The sequence below is a fragment of the Paenibacillus sp. N119s genome (assembly GCF_059447605.1).
The window spans coordinates 1-23,112 of record NZ_JCAJRU010000054.1; the positions used below are offsets into that span (position 1 = coordinate 1).

Genomic DNA, 23,112 nt, shown 5'->3' on the forward strand with positions numbered 1-23,112 from the left:
GGACGTTTTTTATTTATGTTTTCCTAAATGGAACGGATTAGGGCGACATGGGAGGAAGAGAAAGAGCTTCTAATAATAAAGCTCTAAAAACGGAAGCTACCTCTCACAGCGTAGCATACCGCCAAGTTTTTTTGATATTAATGCTGGATGCGAATAGAATAACTTGTTATAATGCTACTTATTAAAAGAATCATAAAAAGTGTCGATAAGGAGCTAATCGATGACAGTAGAACCCTCCATGAATCCTAGGGTAGTTCGTAATATTTTATTTGTTTTATTCGCCTTACCGGGTGTAGCTTTTGCTTCCTGGGTGTCCCGCACGCCTGTTATACGAGATATTTTGCATGCCTCGACTGCCGAAATGGGGATCATTATTTTTGGGTTAGCCGCGGGTTCTTTATTGGGCCTCCTTAGTGCGGGCAATGTTATTTCTCGTATAGGCGGACGGTCAGTCATTCTGGGAAGTGCGCTTTTGATTGTAATTGGTTTTCTTATTGTAGGATTGGGAGCTGCATTTTCATTTACGAGCATCGTATTTGTTGGTTTGGTCATCTTTGGCAGCGGCTATGGCACAGCTGAAGTAGCTCTTAATGTCGAAGGTTCTGCGGTAGAAAATCAGTTGAATAAAACGCTTTTGCCCGCCTTTCACGGTTCGTTTAGTATGGGGACACTTGCAGGAGCTATCATCGGTTCTGGAGCAGCGGCGGTACACGTACCTGTAGTGGTTCATTTTGGAGCTATAGCCGTCATAATTGCCGCAGTAACGTTCTATTTGTACCGTTATTTGCCCCGCGATACAGGTAAAGAACAGGATGTTTCTTCCCAAAAGAGTGGATCTAATATCAAGGCTCAGCTTGCTGTCTGGAAAGAACGACGAAGCCTGCTGATTGGGATCATTGTGCTCGGGATGGCGTTTGCCGAAGGGGCTGCGAATGACTGGCTGCCGCTAACGATGGTAGATGGTTATGGCGTAGACTCCTTAACAAGCTCCTATATGTACGGTCTATTCGTGGCCGCGATGACCATTGGACGCTTCACAGGTGGATTTATACTGGATAAATTCGGTCGCGTTCCTGTGCTGAAAGGAAGTGCTGTTCTGGCTGCTGTGGGTATTATTTTAGTGATCTGGGGACAGCATGATCTCTTGGCTGGATTGGGTATCTTGTTATGGGGACTTGGAGCTTCACTTGGCTTTCCTGTAGGCTTATCAGCTGCTGGAGATGATCCTCGTGGTGCAGCTATCCGGGTAGGGGCCGTAGCCACCATCGGTTATCTTGCCTTTTTAGTGGGGCCTCCGGGATTAGGGCTCTTAGGTGAACATGTGGGACTCCTGCATGCCTTAATTGTTGTGCTCATTGGCGTTATTGTTGCTGGTTTGATATCAGGTGCTGCCCGGCCCGTGGGGATGAGAGAAAAGAAATGAAATTAAAATATAAAGGAGATTGTCGCATGTCTATGAAAACGGAAAAACAAAAGATGCTGGATGGGGAGCTATATGTAGCAGCTGATCCTCAATTAGCGAGTGAAAGAGAGTATGCGAGAAGATGTGTACGTCTCTTTAATCAGACGACTGAGGCGGATAGTGAGTATCGTGAAAAGTTACTTAAGGAGCTTTTCGGTTCCACCGGTGAAAATATAAGCATGGAACCCAACATCCGCTGTGACTACGGATACAACATTCATGTTGGGGAAAATTTCTATGCCAACTATGACTGTACCATTTTGGATGTTTGCGAAGTGCGCATTGGGGATAATTGTTTTCTGGCTCCGGGAGTCCATATTTACACAGCGACTCACCCCATTGATCCATTTGAACGAATTGCGGGTCCAGAGTATGGAAGGCCTGTAACGATTGGCAACAATGTATGGATTGGCGGTAGGGCGATTATTAATCCCGGTGTTACGATAGGGAATAACGTCGTAGTGGCATCAGGAGCGGTAGTAACCAAGGATGTGCCAGATCATATGATCGTAGCCGGGAATCCGGCACGGATAATTAAGCAAGTTGCCGTCTCCTGAATAACATACAGGCTAACTGATTTATACCGAAGATCCTATTAAAAGAGTCCTTGTTTTAATAGGATCTTTTAAATTTAAGGACTTTCACAGGTATGCTCTTCAAGGATTTGAACTATACAGAGTAATAAATGATCATATTCATCCTTACCAGCGTTTCTCCTAAATTATAGTATATGTGTGGACGGTCTGCCTTAAAGCGGATCGAATCCCCAGCTTTCACTGTGTACGTTTCTTCGCTGACTTTTACCACCATTTCACCCTCAAAGACGGTAATAAATTCTTCAGTACCCTCACGGTGTGGGGCAGAACTCAGTTCCCCGCCTGTTTCAATCTCTACGGTATAGACCTCAAAATTTCGGTTTCCTTCATAGGGGAAAAACGGATACAAACGATAGTGGTTGTTTTCTTCAAGCACTTGTACTTTGCTTTTAGGAACAACTACGGCATCGGCAGGCGGTTCACTAATCAGGGCAGTGAATGATATTTTCAAGCCGTTCGCAATTTTCCACACCGTTGTAATCGAAGGATTCGATTCTCCCCGTTCAATTTGGCCGAGCATCGTTTTACTGATCCCAGTGAGTTCGGCTAATTTGTCTAGGCTTAATTTTCTTTCATTCCTTAAATGCTTTAAATTTTTACTTAAAATCAAATTAATAGGCTCCATCACTTTTTCGCTCCCTATTGTGCTATATAAAGAACATAATGTACAATTATGAAGTACGAATGTGCGCTTTAACGTACATTTTATTCGATTATAACACACTGGAGTTGATTATTGCATGCCGTTTATTCCATTTTTGTCGTATGCACTTGTTACCAGCTTTACGCCAGGTCCCAACAATATTATGTCATTAGACAGTGCCAGGCGGTTAGGTTTGAAGAGAGCATTTCCATTCTTACTGGGGGTAACGGCAGGATGTTTTGCTATTATGCTGTTAGCCTGCTATTTTAATCTTGCGTTATATCATTTCTTGCCTCGGGTCAAGGTCTGGATGAATGTTCTCGGTAGTCTGTACATGCTTTATCTGGCAGTAAAAATAGCGAAGAGCAAACCTACTACGAAGGACAATGACCCTAATGAAGGGTATTCCTTCAAATCAGGATTGCTGCTGCAATTTATCAATTTAAAAATCATTTTGTACGGTATTACGGTCATTTCAACGTTTGTAATGCCTTATGATGCGTCGTATATGACACTGTTTATGATATCGTTACTTCTGACCTGCATTGGTTTTGCAGCTGTTATGTGCTGGGCGGTTTTCGGCGCTATGTTTCAACGTTTCTTGAATAAGTATGAGCGCTCCTTCAATATCCTAATGGCCTTATTGCTCCTTTATAGTGCGCTGTCCATCTGGATATAAATGAATACCGTATTTCTCATAGAAAAAGAGAGGTTCCTGACTTATAGGCAGGAGCCTTTTTCGTGTGAACTGAGTTCATTCAAAGGGACATGAAATATAATCGGGAAATATGGGTAAGTTTTCTGATCACCCAGTTCTAAAACGGGTATGACCTTAATAAATAAAGTATATATTGACAACCTGTATATACATGATTTAATCTTGTATATACAAGAAGTTGAAAGCGTTTTACTAAAATCTTTTACGCTACTTCATTTCGCAAGAAAGGAATGAGCATGGATGGAAGCAATGAACAAGGCTTTAATTCCTCAAGATCAGGACTGGTGGCGCAAATCAGTCGTTTATCAGGTTTATCCCAAAAGTTTTAACGATACGACGGGCAAAGGAACCGGTGATATAAAAGGACTGACACAAAAGCTGGATTATCTGCAAGGACTGGGTGTTGATATTATCTGGTTGCAGCCTGTATATGTCTCGCCACAGCGTGATAACGGGTACGATGTAGCTGATTATTGCCGGATTAATCCTGACTATGGAACAATGCAGGATTTTGAAGAATTGAGCCAGGAAATTCGAGCACGTGGGATGCACTTGATGATCGACATCGTGGTTAACCATTCTTCAACAGAACATGTCTGGTTTCAGAAGGCTCGGCTTTCTAAGGATAGTGAATATAGGGACTATTATATCTGGCGTGACCCAGCACCTGATGGAGGGCCTCCGAATAACTGGATTTCCAAGTTTGGTGGGCCAGCTTGGCAGTATGATGAGGCAACAAACCAATATTTCCTAACCTTGTTTGATAAGACTCAGGCGGATTTAAACTGGGAAAATCCCAAAGTCCGTCAGGAAGTTGTTGATGTGCTGGAATTTTGGGCAGAGAAGGGGGTTAGTGGCTTCCGGCTCGATGTCATTAATTTAATCTCCAAAGATCAGCAATTCTCGAACGACGATGGAAGCACGGCTCCTGGGGACGGGCGTAAGTATTATACGGATGGTCCGCATGTACATGAATATCTTCATGAATTACATGAAAAAGTATTTTCAGTGTATAACAGCGTCACGGTAGGGGAGATGTCCTCCACCTCACTGGATCACTGTATCCGTTATTCCAATCCGGACAGAAAAGAATTATCCATGACCTTTAATTTTCATCATTTGAAGGTGGACTATCCAAACGGGCAAAAGTGGAAACTCATGCCTTATGATTTTGAAAAGCTGAAAAAGCTATTCTCGGATTGGCAAATTGGCATGCAACAGGGTGGCGGCTGGAGTGCATTGTTTTTTAACAATCATGATCAGCCAAGGGCGATCTCTCGCTTTTTGGATGATAGCGAATATCATGCGGAAAGTGCCAAGCTACTGGCCACCACGCTACATGGACTTCAGGGAACACCTTATATATTCCAAGGTGAAGAGATTGGTATGGCTAATCCGCAGTGGTCAGATATTGAAGAATTTCGAGATGTTGAATCTCTGAATATGTATCGTATCTTACAGGAGCAGGGCAAAAGTGCAGAGGAAGCCTTGGATATCATTCGAGAGCGGTCCCGTGATAATTCAAGAACACCGATGCAGTGGGATAACACTCGCAATGCGGGATTCACTACAGGTACACCTTGGATAAAGGTAGATGAACGATATCCGCAGATCAACGTTCAGTCTCAGTTAGAGGACCCGAACTCGATCTACAATCATTATCGTAAGCTGATTCATCTGCGTAAGACGGTACAGGTTATTACCGATGGGACTTATCAACGCTTGGATGAAGCTCATCCTCAGGTCTATGCCTATCAACGCAGCAATGAACAAGAGACTTTGATCGTCATCTCTAATTTTAGCGGGCAGGATGTACAATTCCGTATACCGGATTCATTTTATTCATCTATAGAAAATAAAGGGCTGGATGCGGCTGAGCTTTTAAGCGGGAATACCCAGCATACTCCGAAGCTAAATCAGGTGGTCTCTTTGACGCCGTACGCTTCCTATATGTGGATTGTTCGTTAACCTTAGTGAATCGTATGAAAATGTCTAGTAGTCCCCCGGTAGTACATTCATTTTAAGCCGGGGTGGCTGCTTTAAAAATGAGCAAACGTCGAGGGAGTGGACTAGATGGCGATTGAAAGAGCACAGGTGGAAGACATTATAAAAGCCGTTGGTGGTAAAGACAACATAGAGGCCTCTACGCATTGCGTAACTCGTCTGCGATTTGCCCTGTATGATGATAAGCTGGTCGATAAAGAAGCACTCGAACAAAATGATCTGGTCAAAGGTCAATTTTCTTCACAAGGACAGTATCAGGTCGTGATTGGTCCAGGTCTGGTCGATAAGGTATATGACGAAATGATCTCCATTACAGGAGGCAGCCGGGCTTCTAAGGACGATGTCAAAAATGCGGCTAGTAAAAAACAAAACCCGATTCAGCGTGCCATCAAGACGCTGGCAGATATCTTTATTCCCATTTTGCCCGCGATCGTGACTGCAGGTTTATTGCTTGGCATAAATAATATTTTGACAGGCAAAGGGATCTTTTTCGAAGGAATGTCTCTGGTTCAGGTCTATCCTCAATGGACTGACTTTGCAGCAATTATTAATACCATTGCCAGCACCGCATTTACATTTCTACCTGCCTTGATTGGATGGTCGGCTGTTGTCCGGTTTGGCGGTAGTCCTTTACTCGGGATTGTACTGGGCTTGATTCTGGTTCATCCGGATCTGCTAAGTGCATACAGTTATGCGGATGCTGTTACCAAAGGAACCGTTCCGGTGTGGGATTTGTTTGGTTGGCAAGTGAACAAGATTGGTTATCAAGGTCAGGTTTTACCCGTTTTAGTATCCGCTTACGTGCTCGCACAGATTGAGAAATTCCTCAATAAAAAGATAGCGGATTCATTTAAGCTGTTGCTCGTAGCACCGATTACATTGTTAATCACAGGATTTCTTGCTTTTACAGTGATCGGTCCAGTTACTTTTATGATTGGTAATGCAATTACGTCTGGTCTTGTATACGTTTTCGATTTGGCTCCTGCGCTGGGTGGCCTGATTTATGGAGGCTTTTACTCCTTGCTCGTGATCACGGGAATGCATCATACTTTCCTGGCGGTGGACGTGCAATTAATTGGTACGCAGGGTGGCACGTTCTTATGGCCGATGCTGGCGCTGTCCAATATCGCTCAGGGTGCCGGAGCATTGGCAATGATGCTGGTATTGAAGGAGCAAAAGGGAAAAGGATTGGCTCTTACCTCTTCCGTGTCTGCATTTCTCGGTGTAACCGAACCTGCCATTTTCGGGGTGAATATCCGGTATAAATATCCGTTTGTATTCGCAATGGTCGGTTCCGGTATCGCAGGTATCCTGCTTACTGTAAATCATGTCATGGCTTCTTCCATTGGTGTAGGAGGGATTCCGGGTTTCTTGTCTATTTTCCCAAACAACTGGGGAGTATTCTTCGTCGGGATGGCAATCGTATTGATTGTGCCGTTCGCTTTAACCTTCATGTATGGGAAACTGCTAAATAAGCGCCGTCAGACACCAGCTACGACACCAGTTAACGACTCCGTACAGACAGATTCGAGCCGCCGCCATTCTGCACTGAATGTGCTGGAAGTAAAGACTCCGGTACTGGGGCATGTGGTGCCATTGGAGCAGGTTCCTGATCCGGCTTTTGCCGAACGGCAGATGGGGCAAGGTATTGCAGTGGAACCGCAGGATGGCCGGATTCTAGCCCCTTTCAGTGGGACGGTCATTCACATCATGGTGAAAAGCAAGCATGCCTTGATTTTGGAGCATCCGACAGGTGTGCAGATTCTGGTACATGTAGGAATCAACACGGTGTCGTTAAAGGGAGAAGGATTCACCATGCATGTGGAGACAGGTCAAACCGTGGAGCAGGGCCAGCTTCTGATGGAATTTGACCGTCAGCTGATCCAGAAATCGGGGTATCCTATTATTACACCGGTTATTGTCCCTGACGGGCAGAGTATGATTGAATCAATTGAAGAATTGCCGGGCGAGGCGAACAATCTGCAATATGTCTTAATGAGAATTCATTTGAATTCTTCATCGGACCATACGAATTAAGTCAGATCCGTCCTGCTAGCCTTTTTTAGTAACTTGGTCAGTGAAAGAATGCTACAATTAACGTGGTGATGAAAATTGACTAAGAATATATTTTTGCAAATTTATCAAGAATACTCGGGACGAATTCAGACAGGCGCATTGGCTCCAGGCTCGAAAATGCCCTCTGAAAATGAACTGGCCCGGGAGTATAACACTTCTCGTGAGACCGTGCGTAAGGCACTTCATTTGCTTGCACAAAATGGGTATATCCATAAAATAAAGGCCAAAGGATCTTTTGTTCTGGATATCGGACGGATGGATTTTCCGATAGGAGGATTGGTCAGTTTTAAAGAAATGTCTGAGCGGATTGGGCGCAAATCACAAACCATTGTTCATGAAAATCAGTTGATTCCCGTTCCAGATGATATAGCTGCTCATCTGGAGATTGACAAAGACAAGTATTGGGTCTGGAAAGTCATTCGTGCACGTGAAATTGAAGGTGAATGCGTCATACTGGATAAAGACTACTTTCGCTCAGACATTGTACCCGTGCTTACCGAGGACATTAGCCGGGAATCCATCTATGAATATCTGGAGGGAGAACTCCATCTTCCAATCAGTTATGCCAAAAAGGTCGTTTCTGTAGAAGATGCAGATGAAGAAGACCGTAGGCTGATGGACCTCCTGAACTATACTCATGTGGTTGTAGTACGTAACTATGTTTATCTGGAAGACACGACATTGTTCCAGTACACCGAATCAAGGCATCGGCTGGACAAATTTCAATTCGTCGATTTTGCCAGACGTTCCCACGGTGAAGAGAGAAAATCCGACTTTTAAGCTGACCCCACCCCTCTTCTTAAGAAGAGGGGTTCCTTTTTGACTTTCAGGGCAAATAGATTTGTTCGATGATACTTCTATCATTACGGCTCTTACCATTATCCCTTGAAGTGAAATAGGGAAAACCCTAATTATTTATAATTTTAACTACATTGTGATCCCGATCACATATAGACCTATCTGCTGTATTAAAATAGAAGCATAAACAGAATTTCATAGGAACGTAGGAGATGTCGTCGGATAGGGAGTATCGTCGAATGAATGGAGGAACCGGTATATGATAAACAGTAAACAAAAGCTTGTGGTTATAGGGAACGGGATGGCTGGTATCAATACGGTCGAACAAATTTTAAAATTAACAGATAAGTACGAAATTACAGTTCTGGGGAGTGAACCGCATCCGAACTATAACAGGATCATGCTCTCTTATGTGCTGGAAGGTAGTAAAACAATAGATGATATCATACTGAACGATTTGCAATGGTATGCGGATCAAGGGATTACTTTATATACAGGAAAAATGGTTAAAAGCATCGACGGTGAGCACAAGAAGATTCACACCGAAGATGGACTGGAAATTGATTACGATGTGGCTTTGATTGCCACTGGTTCACAATCATTTATTCTACCTATTCCGGGCAAAGAGTTACCAGGCGTCATTGGGTTCCGGGATATCGCAGATTGCTCGGCCATGCTGGAGGCGGCGAAGACCTATAAGAAGGCAGCTGTTATTGGTGGAGGTCTGTTGGGGCTGGAGGCAGCTAAAGGCTTGGTCAATCTCGGGATGGATGTTACGGTCGTTCATCTAATGGAAGATTTGATGGAACGTCAGTTGGACCGGGGAGCCTCTGCGATGTTGAAAGCAGAACTGGAACGCCAGGGAATCAAGTTTGCTATGCAAATGCAAACTGCGGAAGTGTACGGTCAAGATCGGGTACAAGGACTGCGCTTCTCGGATGGAAGCGAGCTGGAAGCAGATTTGGTTGTAATGGCCGTCGGGATTAAACCTAATATCCAGGTAGCTAAAGAAAGTGGTATGGAAACGAACCGCGGGATTGTGGTCGATGATTTCATGAGAACCTCCATGCCGGATGTATACGCTGTAGGGGAATGTGTTGAGCACCGTGGAATCTGCTACGGCCTGGTAGCTCCGCTGTTTGAACAGGGAAGTGTGATTGCCAAGCATTTGGCAGGCGTGGATACTGAAGGCTATGCAGGATCGGTAGTTTCCACCAAGCTTAAAATTTCAGGGGTAGATGTTTTCTCAGCTGGCGAATTCATAACCCAGCCTGAACATACGGCGATTGTAGCGAAGGATGAGTGGAAGCGAACATACAAAAAGGTACTGCTTCGTGATAATAAAATTGTTGGTACTGTACTGTTCGGTGATGTGAGTGAATCTGCTAGTCTGCAAAAATATGTGCGTCAGCAAACGGAAATGACAGATGAGATCTATGGACAGATCATGGGTACTGGATGCGGCAATCACGGGGCGAAAACGTCATCCGTTGAAACTATGGCGGACGATGAAATTGTCTGCGGCTGTAACGGTGTGACTAAAAAGGCAATTGTGGAAGCAATCAATGAAAATGGACTAACCACCGTGGATGAAATTAAGGCATGTACTGGAGCTACGCGTTCCTGCGGAGGATGTAAGCCGGTGGTTGAGCAAATTTTGCAATATGTTCTTGGAGACAGCTTCAAAACATCAGCCAAGCAGGGAATATGTGGTTGCACAACCTTGAGCCGGGACGAGATTGTTGAAGCAATCAAAACCAAAGGGCTGACCACTACGCGTGAAGTGATGAATGTACTCGGCTGGCATAATGATGAAGGATGCTCCAAATGCCGTCCAGCGCTGAATTATTACTTGGGTATGATTAATCCTGATACCTATGAAAATGAGGGAGATTCCCGGTTTGTAAATGAGCGATTGCACGCGAACATTCAAAAGGATGGAACGTTTACAGTGGTGCCAAGAATGTACGGTGGTGTAACGACTCCAGAAGATTTGAAGAAAATAGCTGATGTATCGCTTAAATACAATGTAAAAGTTGTTAAAGTAACTGGGGGACAACGGCTGGATTTGATTGGTGTCCGTAAAGAAGATCTGCCTAAAGTGTGGGAAGAACTCGATATGCCTTCGGGATATGCGTACGCGAAGTCGCTTCGTACCGTGAAAACCTGTGTTGGATCGCAATTTTGCCGTTTTGGTACACAGGACTCGATGGGCATGGGCGAAGTGCTGGAACGGAAATTCGAACGATTGGATTTCCCGGCAAAATTCAAATTAGCGGTTAATGGTTGTCCACGCAACTGTGCGGAATCATGTACGAAAGATATCGGAATCGTAGGCAACGATGGGGGCTGGGAGATCTTTATCGGTGGAAACGGCGGTATTAAAGCACGGTTGGCTGATTCACTCTGTAAAGTGAAAACCGACGCTGAACTGATTGATATTGTAGGAGCCGTGATGCAATTCTACCGGGAAACAGGGCAATACCTGGAACGTACCTCCGAGTGGGTGGAACGGATCGGTCTGGAAGAGATTCAAAAGGCTGTCGTTAACGATACAGCTAATCGACAAGCTTTAGTAGAACGCGTTGAATTTGCATTACAACAGGTCGAAGACCCATGGAAAAAGATCATCCATGATGAGGATACACGTAAAAATCTATTTGAGGCTGTCACTCCGTCTATTGTGTAAAATTGCATCTAAAATGCCTGAGGAAGGAAGCGAGCAAGCAAATGATCAAGAATGCCGAATGGCTTGTTGTCGGTCATAGCAAGGATTTTCCGATCAGAATAGGACGCACTATCCACGTCAAAGGTGCTGAAATTGCTGTTTTCCGCACTTCGGAGAATAAGCTGTATGCTGTTGAAAATAGTAATCCTCACCCCAAAGGTGGTCCTCTTACAGAGGCAATAGTATCTGGTCATTATATTTATGATCCTTTGTATGACTGGAAAATTGATTTGCAAACAGGCCTCGTTCAAGAGCCTGACCATGGACAAATTAAAACGTTCGCCGTCTGTGAAGAGGGAGAAGTAGTGAAAATATCGCTTGAAACGGTTTAATTCACTTGAGAGAATGCATAAAAAGGGCTCGACAGGAACAATTCTGCGGGGCCCTTTTTGTTTTGGATCAGGTAATAGTGACACCTGCACTTGCGTAACCCACCACGGTATTGACGAGGGAGGCACCTGTCGCAGTGGCAGAGAAAACCATAAGCAGACGGGTTTGCGCGGTTACGGGGATAGCCAATCCAGTAGCAATCCCACTAGAAGTCGTTCCTAAAGCAATATTGCCAGTCAGTGGAGGGGTCAATGTAGCGGCAGCTCCGGGAACAGCTATAAAGGTGTTATTAGGTGTTGGGGAACTGAACAACTGGGCGGTGATGCTTATAGATGAACCGGCGAGGTTTAGTGCAACCGTATTGCTGAAATATCCGGCAATGGATGTGATCACACCATCCCGTGGAACGGAGAAAGCAAAGTTAATAAGTGGTCCTACAAGTGTACCTGTGAGGTCAATGGTTCCACTTACGAGGCTTATCCCTGTTGCCGAGCTTCCAAAGCCGATTAAACTTGTAGTTCCAACTAGCCCGCCGGCAACGGTCGTCAAAATTGCCGGTCCACCCGAAGCGAACGGAATGATTGCTCCCGAGCCTGTGGCTCCAGTAACGCCTGTGGCTCCGATAGCTCCGTCAGCACCTGTTGCCCCCGTGGCGCCAGCAGGTCCGGCAGGACCTTCAGCTCCGGCAGGTCCAGCAGCCCCTACAGGCCCGGGGAGCCCGGGAGGACCTTGTGGGCCCGGTACACCTGCGGGACCAGGTGCACCACCAGGTCCGACAGGTCCCGGTGGCCCTTGTGGGCCGGGATTCCCTGATAAATACGGTTTACTTAATGCGTTGCTAACTGTCGTTCCCGCAGTTCTGATGGCACGGATTAAACTGTCTTTAAGCGTTGGATTGAGGGATTCCTGTAAAACGATGGACAATAGGGCATCCAGCAGTTGCTGTAATGTAGTCCCTACGCTGATCGGGGAGAAAGGCTTGGCTTCTAAAGCTACAATAGCAAGCTCCAAGGCTGCCAGTAAATCTGCCTTTCCCCCACCCCTAAGTCTCAAGCTTTTCGTCAGAGCCAGCAATTGCCTTAAAAGCTGTTGTAATAAAGATACATTAGCTGCAGAAGGGTTTGCGAATAGAAGGGGGACGATCGAGGTTAATTCATTAATAAGCTTGAGAAGCGCTTCGATATTTCTATTTTCTCTTGTGGGTCTGCGATCTTCGTCTTTTTTTGAAGATCCACTGAACCTGAACGATCTTTTATGTTTCATGCTCAAATATCTCCTCCTCATTCTTCCTGCTGTAGAGGTGACAGATGGTTAATCGCCCCGTTTTACAGATATTCATAATATATTTATGGAAGTAAAAAGGGTGAATGCACAAGCATCGCTTTATAAAATATCGATAACAAAACGCGGTCCCCAAATAGCTTGGGACCGCGCTTTCATGTGTAGTCTATTAGATTTATACGTGTTCAACAGCTTTATTTGAAAATACGTACCAGCAATTCAGCCATCTCGCCTCTGCTAATGGCGGTTTTCGGTTTGAGCGTTCCATCAGGATAACCGCTGATCCAACCCGAACCTATGGCATTTTCGAATGCTGTGGAGGCCCAGGAAGCAATCTGCTGATTATCCTTGTAGGATTGCAATCCTGTAGGGCCGGAAACAGATGTCTGATTCTGCATCACATGTGACAGGATCACCATCGCCTGTTCACGGGTAAGGCTCTCATCAGGCCCGAACGTCTGGGCGGTTAGTCCTTGAATCCATCCCTGACGGTGTGCAGTTTCCACGGCTGATCCAGCCCAGTGTCCCTTCATATCTGTAAATGAGGTAGACGGGCTCTCGTCTCCAGTTGTTCCTAAAGCTCTAATCAATACGGCTACAAATTCTGCCCGGCTTACCGCACGTTCAGGGCGCATGTTGCCGTCTTTATAGCCCTGCATCCAGCCTTTGGCTGCAAGAGATTGTAGGGACTTCGCTGCCCAGTGATCTTGTAGGTCTGGCCATACCTGAGCTGGCTCTTGCGAGTCTGACGAAAGGATGGGGTCATTTTGTGCATGGGTCTGATCCATCTGAGACGCATCCGTAGAAACGGCAACGGCAAAGGTACCTAACCGAGGTGTATTCACACTCACTCCCGATAAAATTCCTTGTGCATTCATCACAGCAGTGCCTTTTAGAACCTCATGCTCACCATTTTCATACCTCACAAGAACGGAGAATGGGGGTTTCAGATTCTGCAATTCACTTGAGGATTCGCTATCCAGCGGCAGAACGATGGACGCAGTCCCTGTCACGGTACCTTTAATTTCTACAGCCTGCCCGATCAGCTTTAGATTGGATTGCTGTTCAGCCCAATCGCGGAATTGCTGATCTGCCTGCTGGAATGATAGGGTGACGTCTTGCTGGCCTGAAGCGCCCATACTGGCTAGCGTGTCACTCGATAGCATCAGTGTTCCATATCGAGAGATCACCGAGGCTCCAATCCGATCCCATTTATTCAGTACAGAATGAGTCAGGAGAATACGACTCAATTGCTTTTCCTGCTCCAAGCGAATATCAGCGTATGCCTTGCCCTCGCGAAGTGCTTGTTGGATCTGTTCGTCCAGAAATGCCGCCGAAGGAACAAAGAGGGAGACCGTTTTTCCTTGTTCGGAGAATTCTAAATGTTGTTCGGCAGTAGACAGATCCTGATCCTCAGTTTTATCTTTATTAGACTTGCCAGTATCCACACTCACTTTGGCGGGGACGGTGACTTCCATGGCTTGTGTTAAAGCATGAGAACCATCGCTTACCTTCATCACATCCAGTATGACAGTTACAATGGAAGGAGTATCTGCTTTAAAAATAGTCCCGTCCGTACGCACGATGTCTGGCTGACTGCTACTGCTAATGGCCACAAGGAAGCCATCAGGTACAGCAGGCAACCTAAGCAATGTATCACTTGTTGTAGGGGCAGGTATGCTTGTGATGGAATCCGCAACACGCTGTGCAGTTAAGCCTTGTGGATACACTAGCCTAGAAGGAGCGCTCTTCATGCCGTTTGCGCTCTGCAGTACATAATAGCTGGTTCCCTCGAATACAGGTGAAAATATATATTTTCCCTCACTCGAAGCGATTCCTTCCGCTATAAGCTCCTGCTGAGCATTGTATAGCTCAAGCCGAGCGCGCGGTAAAGCACCCGTAACAATCACAGAGGCGATATCCTCATTGCCTGCTGTGGCCGCAACAGCACGGGGCAGCACGTTTATACGGCGTTCTGCTGGCTCTGCCGTCCAGCTTCCATTATCGCTATAAGCATAGTTTAATACGTATTCGCCAGGTACGTTGGTATCGACATTGCCGATACCTGAAAGTTCGGGAACCAGAATATTGCCATATACGCTGTCCAGTACACTGGCTCCCGGATCAGTGAAGGTGTCGCCAGTTTCCAGCACAATTGGATTATTGCCGTTCAATCGTACATAAGGTGTATTCGGCAAAGCTTTCAGCACGGTAATCGTGAATGTTCTTTGGACAGAAGCTATACCTTTAGAAATCATAGCAATTAACTGTACATTCTTATCACCGTCAGTATATTTAGGCCGATTTACCTGACCGCTATCACTGAGGATATCCGGTTGATCCGAGGACCAGTCGATTCGGGTGTCGAATGCCCCTGTACGAGGCAGGGCGATAGAATCCTTAATCCCTTGCGGGTAATCCAGATTTAGTGTATTTGCCGCCAAATTCACTGCCTCATCAGCACTTACAGGTAATGCGGCTACGAGCAGGCTAAAGGTTTTTCGAAGCTCCACTCCGCCTCTTGACACAACCGCTTCAAGCGTGATGTTCTGATCGCCCTGTACGTAGGTCGGGAAGGTGACATGTCCAGTATGATCCAGGAACTGCGGCTGGCTCGACGACCATGACACCTGAACACCATTCAAAGCATCTTTGGGCAAATATACGTCTCCGGTTACTGTTGTGATCGGCAGTTCAAGTGCTTCATATGCTGCATCCACGGCTTCCGTGTCGCTCATCGGCAGACGAAGTACATGTGCAGTAAAATCCTTTGTTTTCGTTAAGCCTGCAAGTTGCAGGGTAGCCGTTAGGGTAACATCCGTATCTCCACTACTATAGGAAGGTCTGGTGAGTGTTCCATCTGCTGCAATGACAAGAGGTTTGGACGAGGACCATTCGATCTGCACTCCACCATAACCGGATAAAGGGAGTGATACATTGTCTTGTACCGCAGACAAATCACCCAGCGATAGGGCATCTGCTGCTTGATTTAATGTATCTTGAGCAGTCATCTTCGAAACGGTAACTTCAAAAGTTTGGGTATCCGAGGCGGTTCCTTTTGTAATCGTTGCTGTCAGTTTTACCTTTTGATCACCCAGATCGTACCGCGGGCGTATTACAGTTCCTTCGTTCGTAATGACGGCAGGAGTATCGGAACTCCAGCTCACCGTCGTATCATTCAACCCTGTGAGTGGCAGTGTCAGCTTTTGGGAAACTGAATCCACTGTGTCTCCAGGGGAGAAGCCTAAAGCAAGGGTCGCTTTGGCCTGTGCAACTTTTTCGGCATCGGTCAGAATATTCACTTTAACCTCTGTGGGAGTGCTCTCCCCCTTGGCATTCACGGCCTGAACCGTGTAGACTGCTTCACCTGGCGGTAATGCTGAGGTGTCTACGAACTGGGTTAAGTTGCCTGTATAGAGCGTTATACCATCACGCACGATTTTGTAGGAAGTTGCATAAGGAACGGCATCCCAGCTTAACTCCACCGTATTTTCATTTTTAGTACCTGTAAAATGGCCCGGAGCCTGCGGTACGGGTAATTGCTCCCCATAAGCCGCGAATTCCATGATGGAAGCCCATTGATTGTTTCGGGCATTTCCTTGATCAATATATAATCGCAGATATCGTGCAGTTACAGGAGTGATGCTTTTTTGAAGATTAGAACTCCCGTTATTCTGCACGGTATCCGCAGTCACCCAATTACTGCCGTTGCTGCTCGTCTGTAATCGGAAACTGTACGGATCACGTTGATCGTTCCACCCGTAATGGACCCCCATACCTGTAACAACGTATCGATCTACGATATACCAGTCTCTCAAATCTACCTGGATCCATTTCTCGCCATTGCTCGCCTGATACCAGCGACTTGTTGGTTCAATTGATCCATCCACAGCCTTGGAGGGATCATAGGGCTGGGTGTAACCGCTGGATGTAGTTGGTTTGTTAAGCACTACATTTTCCCAACTGGCAGCATGGGCTTCATTCGTCCCTATAAGCAGGAACGCACCGCCGATCAACGGCATAAGTGGAACCAGCACACGGTAGGGGTTTAATTTATTGCGTGTGAAGTTATTGCCTTCGAGCACGCTATCACCTCTTCTTCGTTAAATAACACACTATTGAACGTATTCATATTATGGGCGGGACGGGTATAGCCCTTCGGTAGAAATGTAATAATCTACATTCGGCATCGGAGAAGCTCCGCGCAAGTCAGGCAATGCAAATGTACGCATTCCATCACCGCCAAAATTATTGCCGAGTAGACTGTATAATGCTGAATACTGAGCAATGGGCAACAGCTGGCCCTCGCATTTTAGCCAGCCCCTAGGAGCGAACGTGTACGGGTACATCGTAATTTCCCCCATATAAGGCTCGGACGATGCTTGAGCCTGTTTGGGACTGATCGCCGTTCCTCCTAACAAAATGACCGCCAGCAGACTCAATACGGCGGCTTTCTTCCAAAAATGATTCTTCATACCTACAACTCCTTTTAGATTCGAATAATGGACCACGAATTCAATAAATTTGTGACATTAGTCATAGAATGAATAGATATTATCATGGATTTCCACTTTTGCAATACAGTTCATCTATCAAATTCACCTTTTTATTCCTTTTATGAGTAAAGAAATTTGTTCCATCTGCCTCATCTTTCATGCATCTTTTTTCTAATCCAGGTAAATCTATATACAAATCGATGGAATTCAAGGAGGAATGGACGTGTGGAAGGCAATCATAAAATACATGCCCAATTGGACCGTGTGGATCGAGGCCTCATTTTTGTTCATTGTACCTTTGCTTATTTTCTTGGCGGTACAGCAAATTAAAGCACTGGATGGCCGGGAAAGCAGACGCAGGGAGCGGTTAAAGCTGCTGGAGGAACAGGATCGTTCGAAACATGCAGACCAGAATACCATTACAAATGAGAAGGAAGGGGAAGGCTTTACCGCAGACTATCAAGCCAATGTTGAAAAAATGAGACAAGCCGCCGTGGATATGGCGGACGTAAATGAACGTCCTATTTTTCTGGAAAATCTGGATGCTGCATGTACTCTTTTTTTTGTGGATGGCTTAACGGACAAGGTGGGTATGGATCAGAACATTTTAAAGCCACTGATGGATTGGGGGAGATCCGAGCAAAAGGATGAGGAGCTTCCACGAGGAGAAGCGCTTCGAGATATGATTATTCGCCAGGTCATGCTCGTGTCGGAGACGGAATGTACATACGATATACAGTTTGCTTTGCGAAAGGTGTTGTTTGGTTCAGTAATCCTCATCGTTGAAGGTATACGGGGTGCTTTTGTGTTGGGTACACCCAAGGGGAATAATCGAGGAGTTGAGGAGCCTATCTCAGAGTCGGTAGTGCGAGGGCCGAGAATTGGTTTTACGGAGACACTCAGCGATAATACGGCTATGCTCCGCAGACATGGGGAAAGTACGGAACTGGTGATGTCATCCTTTAAAGTCGGCAAAAGAGTGGAGAAGCAGCTAATGGTGGTATATTTCAGAGATATCGCTGATTCTGAGCTTGTAGATGAGGTGAAGCGGCGGGTTAAAACCATTGATATGGATGAGGTGCTGGAGTCGGGCTATGTAGAACAGCTTATAGAGGATAACTTTCTTAGCCCGTTTGTGCATATTCAGAATACAGAGAGACCAGATCGGGTCATGGCTGCATTGCTGGAGGGACGTGTGGCAATTCTGCTGGATGGCACGCCCTTTGCGCTCATTGTGCCCGTCACGTATGGGATGATGTTCCAGTCTCCTGAAGATTACTATGAACGATGGATACCGGGGTCACTGATTCGATTCCTTCGCTTCATGGCAACTTCGTTATCTTTGTTTACCCCGGCGCTTTATATTTCCTTTATTTCATTTCATCCCGGACTAATTCCGACCAAGCTGGTCATTTCCATTATTAGTGCAAGACAGGGTGTTCCCTTTTCCACGCTCATCGAAGCGCTGATTATGGAGATTTCCATTGAAATTTTGCGGGAAGCAGGAATTCGGCTGCCCAAACCCATTGGTCCGGCCATGGGGATTGTCGGCGGTCTGATTATTGGACAGGCAGCTGTCAATGCCGGGATTGTAAGTCCGATTCTGGTCATTGTGGTGGCGATTACAGCCATCTCCTCTTTTACTTCGCCTGTATACAGTGCCGGCATTTCCCTGCGTGTTCTCCGTTTTGCAGTCATGTTCGCGGCGGCCACCTTCGGGTTGTATGGGGTCATCATGTGTTTTCTGATGCTTAGTATTCATCTGACTAAATTGCAAAGCTTTGGCGTTCCATTCCTTAGTCTGATGGCTCCCCGTTCGTTGAAGGACTGGAAGGATTTCCTCCTGCGGGTACCGTTTCAGTTTATGAAAAACAGACCCATGCTATTAAAGCATAAAGACCCGAAGCGACGAGGATGAGTTCAATATAGGAGGGAACAGCATGGCTCGCGGAAAAAAAATGGATCGTATTACAACATTGCAAACGACGGCAATTGTCGTTAGCTTTATGCTGGCTGCCGGGTTGCTTACCCTGCCCAGAGTAGCGGTTGAAGTTGCAAAAACACCGGATGCGTGGATATCTGTCATTCTGGCAGGGGCTATAGCCTTTCTGCTCGGATGGATCATTATTAAACTGAGTCAACGATTTCCCGACAGTACATTTTACCAGTACGTTCAACAAATAACAGGCAAGGCCATTGGAAAAGGAATTGGCGCGCTGATCGTCATTTATTTTGTTTGTATTGCCGCATACGAAATCCGGTCTGTGGAGGAGGTAACGGCGTTTTTTCTACTTGAAGGAACCCCGGCATGGGCTATTTCAGCCCCTTTTATGTGGGCTTCCTTGTACTTATGTATGGGTGGTATAGGTGTATTGGGAAGAATATGCCAACTCATATTTCCGATTACGACAGCGATCTTTTTGTTGATCTGCTTGCTGGGACTCAATGTTTTTGAATTGAATAACTTGCGTCCTGTCCTATCGGAGGGTGTGATGCCAGTACTTAGAACAATTAAGACGACTGCCCTGACATTAACGGGAACTGAGTGCCTGCTTATCGTTCTTTGTCGTATGGAAAAACCGGAGAAGGCCCCCCAGGCCATCGGATTGGGGATTGGAATCGCGGTCAGTTTTTATACAGCCACCTTGATTCTGTGCATTGGAGCCTTCTCAGTGGAGGGAGTTGTAACCAGAACCTGGCCTTTCCTGGATTTGGCCCGCAGCTTTGAAGTGGAGTATCTTGTACTCGAAAGGTTTGAATCCCTATTATTGGCCATCTGGATTATGCAAATTTTCAACACTTTCAGTATCGGTTTATACTGCGCTTCGATCGGAGTTTCGCAGATTTTGAATGTCTCTTATGCCAAGGTTCTGTTTATCTTGCTCCCGTTCATTTACCTCCTGTCCCAAATACCCAGAAACCTCAATGAGTTGTTTTCTTTTGGAACGATTCTCGGGAATGCAGCTTTCCTTTTGTTTGCCCTGCTTCCGCTGCCACTGCTGCTTATTTCTCGCTGGAGGGGAGTTGGCTCATGAAGAGCATTCGATTGGGATTCCTCGGAATGGCATTCCTCCTGATATGTAGTACACTTTCAGGCTGCTGGAGCAGTTCTCCAGTGGAGGATTTGAACTTGGAGGCAGGTATTGCTATGGATGTAGCGGAGCCATCTTCGCAAGAAGAGCAAATCAAACAGAAAGGAGGAGATTATCCGAGAAAAGAGTTAATTACGGGAACCTTTCAATTTATTATTCCGGAGGGAGGCGGCGGTTCCGACAAAACTTCTTCACAAGCCAAAAAATTTTTTAGCATTAAAGAAACGGGGGATTCTGTTTTTGAAATGCTAAGAGAAATTTCATTACGGATCAATCGCCCTCCTATTGGATATCATTTGAAAACCGTTATTATCAGCTCCAGTCTGCTTCGCAAGATTCCGCTGTATGAGCTGCTTGACTTTTTTTTGGGCGATAATGACATCCGGCCGAGCGTTCAGCTGCTGATTAGTACGGATAAGGCGAGTGATGCGCTTCAGGAGAGCGTCCCGGGCCAAATCCCAGCTTATGTCTTAAAGGATATTTTTGCAAACCGCAAACGGAATGCACGGCTCGTCAAGCCCGTTGCATTGGCTAAAGTGATTGGACCGATGAGGGCCAAAAGCAGCTTTGTTCTACCTAATGTCATCACGGCGCAGAAGGAAATCAAGCTGGCAGGTGCGGGAGTTATCAAGGGAAAGACGCAAACATACGGTGGTTTTCTGAATGAATCCGAGGTGGAAGGTCTCATGTGGATTAGAGGAGAGTTGAGTGGGGGGATTCTAAAAGAGCTTGATCCGAAAACGCAAAAAAATATGGCATATGAGATCAAAACGGTAAAAAGCAGGATTAAGGCCATCGTACAGGGGGATGACATATCCTTTCGCGTAAGAATAACTTCAGAGGGACGGCTCTCGGAAAGCTATAGCCGGGATGAGAATTTAGGCAATAACCGGCTGCTTGGCCGACAAGAGAGTATTTTTCAGGAGAAAGTCAGCTCATTAGCAGAACAAACCGTAGCCAAAATGCATACATTGCAGGCAGATGTTGGAGGCTTCGGAGAAGCCCTGCGGATTCAGCATCCTCAAGTATGGCGCAAGGTCAAAGCAGATTGGGATACGACCTTTAGCACGATACCTGTACAGGTCAGTGCCGATATTCACATTGAGGAATACGGGGCTACTAGAATAAGGGCGGATTAATATTTAACAACAGCAGCCATTTCGCAGGCAGGGGACAACCCTGCTTTGCTGAAATGGCTTTTTTGTAACAGCTATTCTTCAAACAAGGCCAGTGTTTCTCTCAGCCATGTAATATAGCTTTCTTCCCGGTTAATGGCACGACTCAGCACCAAATAATGACCGAATTGACCAGAGCCGGGCACATGAAGGTTCTCGTCCAGCCGTTGGAGAGACTTTTTACTTTCGTACAAATATTCCAGTTTTTCTTCACGTTTGACTATCTGATCCTCGAACAAGCGCTTGCTTTCTTCCTTGGGGATGGCTGCTGAGAAATACAGCATGAGCATAAACTCATCCTTTTCGGTTTCCGGCAGCTCTTTGGGGCTTAGCAGCCATTCAGTCAGCTCCCGGGTTCCTTTGGCGGTAATGCAGTACAGCTTTTTTTCCAACTTGGCTCCTGTAATGGAGGTGCGATATTCAATAAGTCCCTCGTCAGTCAGCCTTTTGAGCTCGGGATAAATCTGACTGTGCTTGGCACTCCAAAATTGCCCGATTTCCTGCTTGAATTGGCTCGTAATATCGTAGCCGCTCATTTCCTCTTTGTGAACCAGACCCAGAATGGCATATTTTAATGTGCGTTTCAACGTAGTACTCCTCGCAATGGGTATTTGACAATAGTATATCACAGCGTTACAATTTTCATGTAACTAAAAACATGTTTATATTTACATGTTTGAATGAATTGTTTATTGTTTTGGTGTCTTGTTCAATTCACAAACTCATAATAAGGAAAGAAGGATGCAAGATGGACAAGTTTATCGGCAGTCACATGATTTACACCTATGAGAATGGTTGGGAGTACGAAATATATATTAAAAATGAGGATACGATTGATTATCGCATTCATAGCGGCATGGTCGGTGGACGCTGGGTACGTGATCAGAAGGTCAATCTGGTGAAGCTGGTAGAGAATGTGTATAAAGTATCGTGGACCGAACCGACAGGCACCGACGTTTCCTTGAACTTCATGCCTGAGGAAAAACGAATGCATGGTATTATTTTCTTCCCTAAATGGGTTCATGAGCATCCGGAAATCACGGTGCGCTACCAAAATGATTTTATTCCACTGATGGAAGAATCACGTGAAAAATATGAAACCTATCCGAAGTATGTGGTTCCTGAATTTGCAGATATTACCTTTATCGAAAATGCAGGTGTGAACAACGAAAAATTGATTTCCCAAGCACCTTATGCTGGAATGACAGACGACATTCGTGCAGGGAAGCTGCAAATGTAATCGAACATTGCTGATGAACATAAAAAAGCCTGGGCTGTGATGAACAGTCCAGACTTTTTTTGCGTTTATTGGAGAGTGAATTGATCATGAGGGATCACACGGTTGTGACATCCTGAACCGCTTCTTCTTCTTTCCAGATCACGTTCTCGCGATAGTTAGATCCCCAATCGTACATCGCTTTCAGTACCGGAATTAAGCTTTCTCCATGCTCCGTGAGCGAATATTCCACATGTGGAGGAACGACGGGATAGACTTTACGTAGAATGAGTTGATCTTCTTCCAGCTCGCGCAATTGGTTAGTCAGCATTTTTTGCGTAATATGGGGAATCAGCTTCTTCAGTTCACCGAACCGCTTGGTGCCTTCCATACCCAGATGCCACAAAATAATCAGTTTCCATTTGCCACCGATGACTGCGAGAGTCAATTCTTTATCACAATTAATCAGCTTCAAATCAATCCGGTCTTTTACAGTT

The 23,112-nt window shown here is 45.7% G+C and carries 18 protein-coding genes; 12 read left to right on the plus strand and 6 right to left on the minus strand.

Annotation, left to right across the window (positions count from 1 at the left end):
• Positions 1-220: 220 nt before the first annotated feature.
• Both AC5V8P_RS08985 and AC5V8P_RS08990 read left to right on the plus strand, forming a co-directional pair.
• On the plus strand, positions 221-1,423 hold the full coding sequence (locus tag AC5V8P_RS08985) for an MFS transporter (protein ID WP_064796637.1): 1,203 nt from the start codon (positions 221-223) through the stop codon (positions 1,421-1,423).
• Positions 1,424-1,449: 26 nt separating this feature from the next.
• The gene (locus AC5V8P_RS08990; RefSeq protein WP_064796636.1) at positions 1,450-2,019 is read left to right on the plus strand and encodes a sugar O-acetyltransferase; all 570 of its coding nucleotides are present in this window, start codon (positions 1,450-1,452) and stop codon (positions 2,017-2,019) included.
• A gap of 112 nt (positions 2,020-2,131) precedes the next feature.
• Here the strand turns inward: AC5V8P_RS08990 and AC5V8P_RS08995 are convergent, their stop codons facing one another.
• Positions 2,132-2,683, minus strand: coding sequence for a helix-turn-helix domain-containing protein (locus AC5V8P_RS08995; protein WP_064796635.1), 552 nt, complete (start codon positions 2,681-2,683; stop codon positions 2,132-2,134).
• A gap of 115 nt (positions 2,684-2,798) precedes the next feature.
• On the opposite strand from AC5V8P_RS08995, the gene AC5V8P_RS09000 reads away from it, so the two are divergent.
• From AC5V8P_RS09000 to nirD, 6 genes are all read left to right on the plus strand, one after another.
• Positions 2,799-3,380, plus strand: coding sequence for a LysE family transporter (locus tag AC5V8P_RS09000; RefSeq protein ID WP_064796634.1), 582 nt, complete (start codon positions 2,799-2,801; stop codon positions 3,378-3,380).
• Positions 3,381-3,659: 279 nt separating this feature from the next.
• Complete coding sequence (gene treC, locus AC5V8P_RS09005; protein ID WP_064796633.1) at positions 3,660-5,387, plus strand: alpha,alpha-phosphotrehalase; 1,728 nt, start codon at positions 3,660-3,662, stop codon at positions 5,385-5,387.
• Between the two features lie 105 nt (positions 5,388-5,492).
• The gene (gene treP / locus AC5V8P_RS09010) at positions 5,493-7,460 is read left to right on the plus strand and encodes a PTS system trehalose-specific EIIBC component (RefSeq protein ID WP_064796632.1); all 1,968 of its coding nucleotides are present in this window, start codon (positions 5,493-5,495) and stop codon (positions 7,458-7,460) included.
• A gap of 75 nt (positions 7,461-7,535) precedes the next feature.
• Positions 7,536-8,279, plus strand: coding sequence for a trehalose operon repressor (gene treR, locus AC5V8P_RS09015; protein ID WP_063211369.1), 744 nt, complete (start codon positions 7,536-7,538; stop codon positions 8,277-8,279).
• Between the two features lie 277 nt (positions 8,280-8,556).
• Positions 8,557-10,986 carry a nitrite reductase large subunit NirB gene (nirB, locus tag AC5V8P_RS09020; RefSeq protein ID WP_064796631.1) on the plus strand — a complete coding sequence of 810 codons (2,430 nt, stop codon included), beginning with the start codon at positions 8,557-8,559 and terminating at the stop codon, positions 10,984-10,986.
• A 41-nt stretch (positions 10,987-11,027) separates the two neighbouring features.
• Positions 11,028-11,357, plus strand: a complete 330-nt coding sequence (nirD, locus tag AC5V8P_RS09025; protein ID WP_013369303.1) for a nitrite reductase small subunit NirD — start codon at positions 11,028-11,030, stop codon at positions 11,355-11,357.
• A gap of 67 nt (positions 11,358-11,424) precedes the next feature.
• Here the strand turns inward: nirD and AC5V8P_RS09030 are convergent, their stop codons facing one another.
• The 3 genes from AC5V8P_RS09030 to AC5V8P_RS09040 all read right to left on the minus strand — a co-directional run bounded on the left by AC5V8P_RS09030 (position 11,425) and on the right by AC5V8P_RS09040 (position 17,111).
• On the minus strand, positions 11,425-12,618 hold the full coding sequence (locus AC5V8P_RS09030; protein ID WP_064796630.1) for an exosporium glycoprotein BclB-related protein: 1,194 nt from the start codon (positions 12,616-12,618) through the stop codon (positions 11,425-11,427).
• 212 nt (positions 12,619-12,830) lie between these two features.
• Positions 12,831-16,721: an immunoglobulin-like domain-containing protein gene (locus tag AC5V8P_RS09035; protein ID WP_064796629.1), complete on the minus strand. Its 3,891-nt coding sequence runs from the start codon at positions 16,719-16,721 to the stop codon at positions 12,831-12,833.
• Between the two features lie 48 nt (positions 16,722-16,769).
• Entirely contained in the window at positions 16,770-17,111 is a 342-nt protein-coding gene (locus tag AC5V8P_RS09040) for a phage tail protein (RefSeq protein ID WP_063211377.1), read from the minus strand.
• A 238-nt stretch (positions 17,112-17,349) separates the two neighbouring features.
• Here AC5V8P_RS09040 and AC5V8P_RS09045 point away from each other — a divergent pair, with 238 nt between their 5' ends.
• The 3 genes from AC5V8P_RS09045 to AC5V8P_RS09055 are packed head-to-tail and all read left to right on the plus strand — an operon-like array spanning position 17,350 to position 21,363.
• Positions 17,350-19,050 carry a spore germination protein gene (locus tag AC5V8P_RS09045; protein WP_495473604.1) on the plus strand — a complete coding sequence of 567 codons (1,701 nt, stop codon included), beginning with the start codon at positions 17,350-17,352 and terminating at the stop codon, positions 19,048-19,050.
• Positions 19,051-19,072: 22 nt separating this feature from the next.
• Positions 19,073-20,167 carry a GerAB/ArcD/ProY family transporter gene (locus tag AC5V8P_RS09050; protein WP_064796627.1) on the plus strand — a complete coding sequence of 365 codons (1,095 nt, stop codon included), beginning with the start codon at positions 19,073-19,075 and terminating at the stop codon, positions 20,165-20,167.
• Positions 20,164-21,363: a Ger(x)C family spore germination protein gene (locus tag AC5V8P_RS09055; RefSeq protein WP_064796626.1), complete on the plus strand. Its 1,200-nt coding sequence runs from the start codon at positions 20,164-20,166 to the stop codon at positions 21,361-21,363. The genes AC5V8P_RS09050 and AC5V8P_RS09055 overlap by 4 nt, the downstream gene beginning before the upstream one ends.
• A gap of 71 nt (positions 21,364-21,434) precedes the next feature.
• On the opposite strand, the gene AC5V8P_RS09060 is transcribed toward AC5V8P_RS09055, so the two are convergent.
• The gene (locus AC5V8P_RS09060) at positions 21,435-21,986 is read right to left on the minus strand and encodes a PadR family transcriptional regulator (RefSeq protein WP_064796625.1); all 552 of its coding nucleotides are present in this window, start codon (positions 21,984-21,986) and stop codon (positions 21,435-21,437) included.
• A 161-nt stretch (positions 21,987-22,147) separates the two neighbouring features.
• Between AC5V8P_RS09060 and padC the strand changes: the two genes are divergently transcribed.
• Positions 22,148-22,639: a phenolic acid decarboxylase gene (padC, locus tag AC5V8P_RS09065; protein ID WP_064796624.1), complete on the plus strand. Its 492-nt coding sequence runs from the start codon at positions 22,148-22,150 to the stop codon at positions 22,637-22,639.
• A gap of 94 nt (positions 22,640-22,733) precedes the next feature.
• On the opposite strand, the gene AC5V8P_RS09070 is transcribed toward padC, so the two are convergent.
• A partial coding sequence (locus AC5V8P_RS09070; protein WP_495473605.1) for a winged helix-turn-helix transcriptional regulator occupies positions 22,734-23,112 on the minus strand: 379 nt, incomplete at its 5' end.